Origin of the sequence: uncultured Allobosea sp., from assembly GCF_945957345.1 — a bacterium.
Classification (GTDB): Bacteria; Pseudomonadota; Alphaproteobacteria; order Rhizobiales; family Beijerinckiaceae; genus Allobosea.
Genome location: NZ_CAMFKW010000030.1, coordinates 61,365 through 69,390, shown reverse-complemented (window position 1 = coordinate 69,390; position 8,026 = coordinate 61,365). Strand labels below are relative to the sequence as shown.

The 8,026-nt window shown below is 67.3% G+C and carries 9 protein-coding genes; 4 read left to right on the top strand and 5 right to left on the bottom strand.

Translation table 11 applies throughout. The features are described from left to right. On the top strand, positions 1–389 hold a 389-nt coding region (locus tag Q0Q36_RS15830), incomplete at its 5' end, for a MarR family winged helix-turn-helix transcriptional regulator (RefSeq protein ID WP_293799199.1). A gap of 57 nt (positions 390–446) precedes the next feature. Continuing rightward, positions 447–941, top strand: a complete 495-nt coding sequence (locus tag Q0Q36_RS15825) for a PaaI family thioesterase (protein WP_293799198.1) — start codon at positions 447–449, stop codon at positions 939–941. On the opposite strand, the gene Q0Q36_RS15820 is transcribed toward Q0Q36_RS15825, so the two are convergent. Together Q0Q36_RS15820 and Q0Q36_RS15815 are read right to left on the bottom strand one after the other, a co-directional pair. Continuing rightward, a complete protein-coding gene (locus Q0Q36_RS15820) occupies positions 928–1,770 on the bottom strand; it encodes a DMT family transporter (RefSeq protein ID WP_293799197.1) in 843 nt (280 codons plus the stop codon). The genes Q0Q36_RS15825 and Q0Q36_RS15820 overlap by 14 nt on opposite strands. Beyond that, on the bottom strand, positions 1,767–2,258 hold the full coding sequence (locus Q0Q36_RS15815; RefSeq protein WP_293799196.1) for a GNAT family N-acetyltransferase: 492 nt from the start codon (positions 2,256–2,258) through the stop codon (positions 1,767–1,769). Before Q0Q36_RS15815 ends, Q0Q36_RS15820 begins: the two co-directional genes overlap by 4 nt. Positions 2,259–2,474: 216 nt before the next feature. Between Q0Q36_RS15815 and Q0Q36_RS15810 the strand changes: the two genes are divergently transcribed. Continuing rightward, complete coding sequence (locus tag Q0Q36_RS15810; protein ID WP_293799195.1) at positions 2,475–3,905, top strand: lipopolysaccharide biosynthesis protein; 1,431 nt, start codon at positions 2,475–2,477, stop codon at positions 3,903–3,905. A gap of 168 nt (positions 3,906–4,073) precedes the next feature. Further along, positions 4,074–4,889 carry a L,D-transpeptidase gene (locus Q0Q36_RS15805; RefSeq protein WP_293799194.1) on the top strand — a complete coding sequence of 272 codons (816 nt, stop codon included), beginning with the start codon at positions 4,074–4,076 and terminating at the stop codon, positions 4,887–4,889. Between the two features lie 220 nt (positions 4,890–5,109). Here the strand turns inward: Q0Q36_RS15805 and mbfA are convergent, their stop codons facing one another. From mbfA to Q0Q36_RS15790, 3 genes are all read right to left on the bottom strand, one after another. Beyond that, positions 5,110–6,066 (bottom strand): iron exporter MbfA, encoded by a 957-nt coding sequence (mbfA, locus tag Q0Q36_RS15800; RefSeq protein WP_293799193.1) that lies wholly within the window; start codon positions 6,064–6,066, stop codon positions 5,110–5,112. A 136-nt stretch (positions 6,067–6,202) separates the two neighbouring features. Next, on the bottom strand, positions 6,203–7,042 hold the full coding sequence (locus Q0Q36_RS15795) for a DUF2076 domain-containing protein (protein WP_293799192.1): 840 nt from the start codon (positions 7,040–7,042) through the stop codon (positions 6,203–6,205). 96 nt (positions 7,043–7,138) lie between these two features. Then, entirely contained in the window at positions 7,139–7,900 is a 762-nt protein-coding gene (locus tag Q0Q36_RS15790; RefSeq protein ID WP_293799191.1) for a L,D-transpeptidase, read from the bottom strand. Positions 7,901–8,026: the final 126 nt, after the last annotated feature.

Sequence of the window (8,026 nt, the reverse complement as noted above, 5' to 3'; positions counted from 1 at the left end):
GCATGACGGCGCGGGCGGTGACGCGGGCCTATGACGAGGCGATGCGCCCGAGCGGGCTCAAGATCACGCAATTCGTGCTGCTTTCGGCGCTCTCGACCGGTCAATGGAAATCGGTCACCGAGCTTGCCGAGCGTTTCGCGCTGGAGCGGACCTCGCTGACGCGCAACCTTCAGCTCCTGGCGGCCGAGGGCATGGTCGAGCCGGTGGAATGCCGCGGCCGCGCCTCGGTCTATGCCGTAACGGAAAAGGGCAGGGCCGCGATCGAGGCGGCGATCCCGTATTGGCGTGCAGCTCAGGACAAGATCGAAGGCGGCTTCGGCGAAGAACGCTGGCGCGAAACCCGCGACGGTCTCAAGGCGCTGCGCCGGGCAGCCCGTGGCGAGCGCTGAAATCACGAAGGCCGGTTGACCGCCGCTCACCCGTATCTCTATCGTGCAGATACACGAATGGAGGTCGATACGATGCGCGCGGTTGGGGTGGTGTCTCGCGAGGAACTGGTCGCGGGCGACGGATTGAGCTTCCTGCGCGGGATCATCGCCGGCACCAACCCGGCTCCGCCCTTCGCCGACGCCATGAATTTCGAATTGGCCGAGGCCGACGAGGGCAGGGTGGTGTTCGTCGGGCAGCCCTCACCGCGCTTCTTCAACCCGCTTGGCACGATCCATGGCGGCTGGACGGCGACGATCCTCGATTCCGCCATGGCCTGCGCCGCCCATTCCACGCTGAAGCCGGGCGAGGGTTACACCACGCTGGAGATGAAGCTGAACTATGTCCGCCCGGTCATGCCGGATAGCGGGCCGGTGCGCTGCGAGGGCAAGCTGATCCATCGCGGCAGCTCGGTCATCACCACCGAAGGCAAGCTGGTCGATGCGCGCGGCAAGCTGCTCGCGCACGGCACCGAGACCTGCATGGTCTTTCCGGCGAAGCCTAGCGCCGGCTGACGGCGACGGCACCCGCGACGATCAACAGCGCTCCGAGATAGGTCGTATAGAGCGGCACTTCGCCGAAGATGAAGAAGCCGAGCAGGCTCGCCCAGATCAAAGCCGTGTACTCGATCGGAGCCAGCCGCGAGGCCGCCGCCCGCGCATAGGCCGAGGTCAGCGTCAGGTGCCCGGCGACGCCGAGCACGCCGGCGAAGAGATAGGCCGCGAGGTCCGCGAGCGTCATCGGCACGAAGAAGAGAGCGGCCGGAACGGCGAGGCAGAGCGCCGGGCCGGCATTCTGGAAGGCGACGATGACGGTCGGGTGCTCCCTGACCGCGATACGCCGGAGCAGGATGAGGTTGAAGGCGTAGCTCACAGCCGAGAACAGAGCCGCCGCGACGCCGAGGCCGGTGCCGCTGACATGGCCCTGCAACCGAGGCCAGACCATCACCAGCATGCCGGCGATCCCGAATCCGAGCGCCTGCAGGATGCGCCTGTCGATCTTCTCCTTGAGCAGGAGACCGCCGAGCAGCGCGACGAAGACGGGCGCCAGAAAGGACAGTGTCAGCGCCTCCGCCAGCGGCAGCACCGAGACCGAGTAGAAGAAGCTGCCGGCGGTCAGCACGACGAGCGGCACGCGTGCGATGTTGCCGATCAGGCTCTCGCGGGTCGGTCGGCGGGGGCGCGTAATCGCCAGCACCGCAAGCGCGCAGAGCCCGCCCATCACGAAGCGCATGAACAGCGCCACGATGAAGGGATGCTCCTGCATCTGGCCCTTGATCACGCCGTCCATGGCGGTGAGCAGGGCGATGCCGAGGGCGGCCCGGAAGGCGACGGCTGCGGTCACGGGCCGGAGCGCAACGGCTTGCGGAAATGATATTCCCAGCTTTCCGAGAGGTCGCCCAGATAGCGCTCGCCCGGCCAACGCAGGAAGCCGAGCTTTTCATAGAAGCGGTGGCCGCGCGTGAACCGGGTGTCCGACCACAGCGTCATCTCCGCGAAGCTGCCCTGTTCCGCAAACTCGATCGCCTTGGCGAAGAGCGCCTGCGCCAAGCCGGCGCCCCTATAGGTTGGGTCGACATAGACCTTGGCGAGCTCGGCGGCATTCTGTCCGGGCACGGGCGCGATGCCGAGCGAGCCGGCAATGCGGCCATCCGATCCGTCTGCAATCCAGAGCATGCCGCGCTTGGCCGCGAAATAAAATGCGGGCCGGCGTAGCTCCGGCAGCTCCTCCTCGACGAAGACGCAGCCTGGATATTCCGCGAAGCTCGCGGCGATGAGGGCGGAGAGCGGGCCGGAATCGTCGTCGCGGGCAGGCCGGATAGGCAGGGTCATAGGCCTGCCTTAGGGGTAAATCCTGCCGCCGTGAAGTTGCGGGAACGGCATCGCCCAATGCCGTGGCGGCAGGGCGGGTCAGCGACCCTGTTTCGCAACATCCGCTTGGAAAACCCGCCCCGTCCGGTTACCCCCAATTCCAAGGGCGGCGCGATCGGTCGAGTCGCGCACTTCGACCCTGGCAACGCAAAGATTGGACGGATTGGCAAGGGCACGATGACCGTTCTTCTGCCCTTCATCGTCAATGCCGGGCTGAATTTCGTCCTCGGGCTGCTCGTCGCCCTGTTCCTCGGCCCGGAGGCCTTTGGGCTCTATGCCATCGGTGCCGCGACCATCGTGCTGATCAACACGGCGCTGCTCGACTGGCTGAAGCTCTCCGTCGTCCGCTTCTATTCCCTGCAAAGCCGGGAGAGCGATCCCGGCATCCGGGCGACGCTCGACCTGCTCTTCGCCGGCGTCAGCCTGTCGCTCTGTGCGCTGCTGGCTGCGGCGCTGCTCGCAGGTGTCGATGCGGGGCTCCCGGCGGCGCTGCTGATCGTCTCGGTCGCGGGCGGTGTCGCCGCCGGCTGGTTCGACTATCACGCGGCGATTGCCCGCGCCCGTTTCCTCGACGCGGCCTATGCCCGGCTCGTCCTCGTCCGCAGTGTCGCGGCGCTGCTCCTCATGGTCGGCGGTGCCTGGATAACGCGGGACCCGGCCGTCGTGCTGCTCGGCGGTGTGCTCAGCGCGGTGGCGGCCGTCCTCGCCATTCGCGGACGTCTGGCCGATGCGAAGTCAACCTCTGGAGCACTGCGCACCGACCTGATGCGCGGTTTCGCGCGCTACGCCCTGCCGCTGGTCGCGGGTAATGCGGTCTATGCCGCGATCCCGCTCTTCAACCGCGCCATCCTTGCGGAGAGCCATGGTTTCGCCGAGGCCGGCTATTTCTCGCTGGCTTCCGATATCGGCTTGCGGCTTTTCCCGGTGCTGGCCTCGATGCTGGAGATCGTATTGCTGCGCGAGGTCATCCGCCTCGACGAGACGCGGGGTCGTGTCGCCGCGCAGAAGCGCATCGCCCGCAACATGGTTCCCGTGCTCGCTTGCGTCCTGCCGGTCGCGCTTGGCTTCTGGCTGGTCCTGCCGGCCTTCGAGCGACTTTTCGTGCCCCCGAGCTTTCGCGGTCCGTTCGCTGCTCATATGGCGCTGCTCCTGCCGGGCTTCGCCGCGATCGCGCTGTTCCAGGCGGCGCTCGCGCCCGTCTTCCTGCTGGCAAAGCGCACGCTCGTCGCCACCCTCGCCTCCCTGATCGGGCTCGCCGTCAATCTCACCATCATCTTCGCTTCGCCGGGAACGCTGGCGCCTATGACGGTCTCGATTGCGCAAAGTGCCGCCTATCTTGCCGCATTGTTGGTCATGGCGGCGATGGCCTTGCGCGCGCTCCCGGTCCTGCCACCGCTGCGCGAACTCGCTTGCATCCTGGCCGCGGGTGCTGCGATGGGGCTCGCGATCTGGCCGCTGCGCGATGCGCTTCCGGCTGGGCTCGAGCTGCCGCTTCAGGTGGGGCTCGGCGGGCTGGTCTATGCGGCGGTGATCCTGGGCTGCGATGTCGGCCGCTGGCGCACCGGCCTGAAGCTGCGCTGGCTCGCCCGGCGTTCTGCGCGCCGGTGAGATCGGACGGCAAGGTTTTCTTCACCTTGTCGCTTGACCGCTCGCTAAGGTTAATTCCGCGAATTGCGCGTCTTAGGGTCGGTTTTCGCGCCTGAGAGTCAACGATTCACCATTCCTTTGAAGGCGCGTCGCAGGCTTCCGGCAATCGATGTCGAGAGTGTTTGCGTCATGCGTAGAAAGATACTTCTCCCGCTCCTCACCGCCGCCGGGGCTCTGGCTATGGCCGGGCCGGCCTTCGCGCAGGGCTATCGCCAGAATTACGGCTATGCGGCGCCGAACGAGCCTATGGCGTCCGGCGGGCGCGGCAATTATGGCGGCGGCTTCATCGAGATGCTGATGACAGGTCGTGATCCGACCCCGGCGGGCCGTAGCGGCGCGGTCTATAACCGCCCGGGCGGCTATGCCTATGGTCAGCGCATGCAGCCGCAGGGCGGCTACGAGCCGGATCCGTTCGAAGCGGCACGTCAGCCGCGTGCTGGTCACCGCATGGCCGCGCTGGGCGAGCCGGTCGAGCCGCAGCAGGGCATCCAGCAGATCGTCGATCCGCGCTTCCGCAAACAGGAAGTCGCCTATGACGGGCCGCACAAGCCCGGCACGATCATCATCGACACGCCGCAGCGCTTCCTCTTCCTGGTGCAGCCGGGCGGCCGGGCCATGCGCTACGGCATCGGCGTCGGCCGGCCGGGCTTCTCCTGGGCCGGCATGAAGACGATCACCCGCAAGGCCGAGTGGCCGAGTTGGACGCCGCCCGCCGAGATGCTGAAACGCCGGCCCGATCTGCCACGCTTCATGGCCGGCGGCCCCGAGAACCCGCTGGGCGCGCGCGCCATGTATCTGGGCTCGACGCTCTACCGCATCCACGGCACCAACGAGCCGAACACGATCGGCCAGGCGGTGTCCTCGGGATGCATCCGCATGACCAATGACGATGTCACCGATCTCTACGAGCGCGTCCGCGTCGGCGCGAAGGTGCTGGTGATCTGAGATCATGGACGGCGCGGACGCCTGATCAAAGCGAGATCCGGCATATGCTTGTCATTCCGGGGCGGGCCGAAGGTGCGAACCCGGAACCCACGACTGGGTGAGGGATTCTATACCGGTTGCAGTCCGCTCGCCGGGTCGTGGGTTCCGGGTTCTTCGCTGCGCGAAGCCCCGGAATGGCAAAGGGCTCGGCGGGAACGACCCCGCATTCCCCGCTCGGCCTCTACGAACTGCCGATCAGGATACCGACGGCCAGCACCGCGAGGCCGCCGATGACGATCTGGACGATCGCCGAGGCGAAGGGCGTTTCCATGTAGCGCCAGCGCACCCAGGCGATTACCACCAACTCGCAGGCCACGATCATACCGGCGATGGCTGTCGCCAGCCAGAAATCGGGGATCAGGTAGGGCAGGGTGTGGCCAAGCCCGCCGATCGCGGTGGCGAAGCCGCAGGCTGCGCCGCGCACCCAGGGGTGGCCGCGCCCGGTCACCACGCCGTCGTCGGAGAGCGCTTCGGTCAGGCCCATGCTGATGCCGGCGCCGATCGAGGCTGCGAGGCCGACGACGAAGGCATTCCAGGAATCATGGGTCGCGAAGGCCGCGGCGAAGATTGGCGCCAGCGTCGAGACCGAGCCGTCGATCAGCCCGGCCAGCGCCGGCTGGACGATCTGGAGGACGAAGAGCCGCTTGCGCGTTTCCTCTTCTTCATCGGCCGCGCCGGAGGTCTTGAGTTCCTCTCCGAGCCGTTCGGCCATGCTCTCGTGCCCACGCTCGGCCTCGGCGAGATCGGCGAGCAGCTTGCGCGTGCCGGTGTCGAAGGCCCGCTCCGCCGCGCCGGCATAGAAGCGGCTCGCTTCCAGCTCCATCACGGCCGCATGCTTGCGCGCCGCGTCGAGCTGCAGGTCCTCGTGCAGCCAGACAGGGTTGCGCTTCAGGAAGCCCTTCACGTCCTGGCGCGTGATATGCGGCAGCTCCTTGCCAAAACGGCTTTCATAGAGCGTGAGCAGGCTGTGGCGATGGCCTTGCTCCTCGACGGCCATCTCCTCGAACATTCCCGCCGAATGCGGATAGTTCGCGCGCAATCGCTGCGCGAAGGAGAGGTAGATGCGCGCATCCTCCTCCTCGTTGGAGATGGCCAGAGCCAGGATTTCGGCTTCGGTGAGATCGGCGACACGCTTCATGATCGGCTCGTAGATTAGAATAATTCTAAAATATAGAGTGTTCAGGAGCGACGCAATGGGCAGGCATGAAAAAGCCCGCCTCGACGAGGCGGGCTGACTTAGTTGGTCCATCCCTCAAGTGGCAGGCGCAGCCGGGTCAAACCCAGCTATCGTCGTCCCCGCCGCCATCGTCGAAACCGGGATCGTTGTCGTCATCCTGGCCATTGTTTTGGCTCGCGTTCTGGTAATTGGCCTCGCCGTCATAGCCCTGGCCGTAGCCGCTATCCTGCTGCGCCTGGTCGGACGCGCCCCGGTCATAGGCTGCCTGATCGTTGGCGCCTTGATCGTAAGCGGTCTGCTGGGATGATGCTCCGCTTGCATTGCCCGCGCCGGTGTCGCCCGCCAACTGGCTCGCCGACTTGCTGCCGCCGAGACCGCTGAAGGCGCTGGTCAGCGCATTGCCGAGCATCAGGCCGCCGGCGACGCCGGCTGCGGTGGTCAGCGCGCTCGCCATGAAGCCGCCGCCGCGGGAGGGCTGCTGTGGCTGGTTGCTCCAGGGGCCGGGCTGCGGCGCCTGCGGCTGCATCGGCATAGCCTGGGCAGGGGCGGCAGCCGGAGCCTGGGGCTGGGTGTTCCACGCAGCAGACGGCGCTGCGGCGTCAGTGCGCGGCGGCACGGGCGGGACCGAGCCGGTGCGCGGCACGGACCCGCCGCCGAAAATGCCGGACAGGAAGCCGCCGGCCTGCGGCTGCGCGGCCTCGCTGGCGCGGCTCTGGGCCTCGCGCAGCTGCGCCTGCAAGCTCTCGACCTGCTGGTGCAGGTTGGTCAGAGCCTGTTCCTGCACATAGACCGCCTGGGCCATGGCGTAGGGCGCATAGGGCTGCTCGCGCAGGCGCTCCGCGATGAAATTCTCAGCCTCGGGGTCGCGGGGCTGATTGGCCGCCTGTTTCAGGCGGTCGAAAATCCCGGCGATCACGTCGCGTTCTTGCGGCGTCATCGTCATCTCCTCTCGTTGGGCGGCGCGGTTGCGCCGCGCTCAAGAGGTGGGATCGTCCTGTGACGGTATCAAGGCGTCGGCGTGACGCAACCGGCGTCAGATGTTGCCGAAATCGTCATCCGGCGGCGGCATCTCGTCCACCTCGGACGGCGCCTGCAGCGTGCCGCGGTTCAGCACCACGACGGTCGTGCCGGTTGGGACGCGGCTGTAGAGGTCGATGATGTCCTGGTTGAACAGGCGGATGCAGCCCGACGACACGGACTTGCCGATCGACCAGGGCTCGGAGGTGCCGTGGATGCGGTACATCGTGTCACGGTTGCCCTGGTAGAGATAGAGCGCGCGAGCGCCGAGCGGGTTTTCCAGACCGCCGGCCATGCCGCCGGCCCACGGGCGGTTACGCTCCGGCTCGCGGGCGATCATCGCCGCCGTCGGGGTCCAGCGCGGCCACTGCGCCTTGCGGGCGACGGTGGCGCGGCCGCGCCAGGACATGCCCTGCTTGCCGACGCCGATGCCGTAGCGGACGGCCTTGCCGCCCTCCATCACGAGATAGAGATAGCGGTTGTCGGTATCGACGACGATCGTGCCGGGCCGCTCGGGCGTCGGGTAGGTGACGATGCGGCGCAGGAACTGCGGCTCGACCTCAGTCAGGTCCGTCGCAGGCAGCGGGTGCGCTTCATCCGGCCGCTCGCCATACATCGACAGATACTCGGCGCTGATCTGCGGGGCCCTGTTCGGCACCTCGAACGGCTCCTGGCGTCGGGTCGCGACGCAGGCGGCGAGGAAAAGCGGGCTCAGCGCGGCGAAGACGCGGCGAGTCGGCCGGGCGAGAGGGGAGGCAGACGGACGGACGGGGGACATCGACGGAAAACTCGGCGTTGCAGGCGACAATGAACGGCGGAACGGCGCCGTGGTTCCATGCGCCGTTGACGACCTCCGTTCAAGGTTGCCGAGATGGCCGTGGGGTGAACAGGAGATGGCCAAATT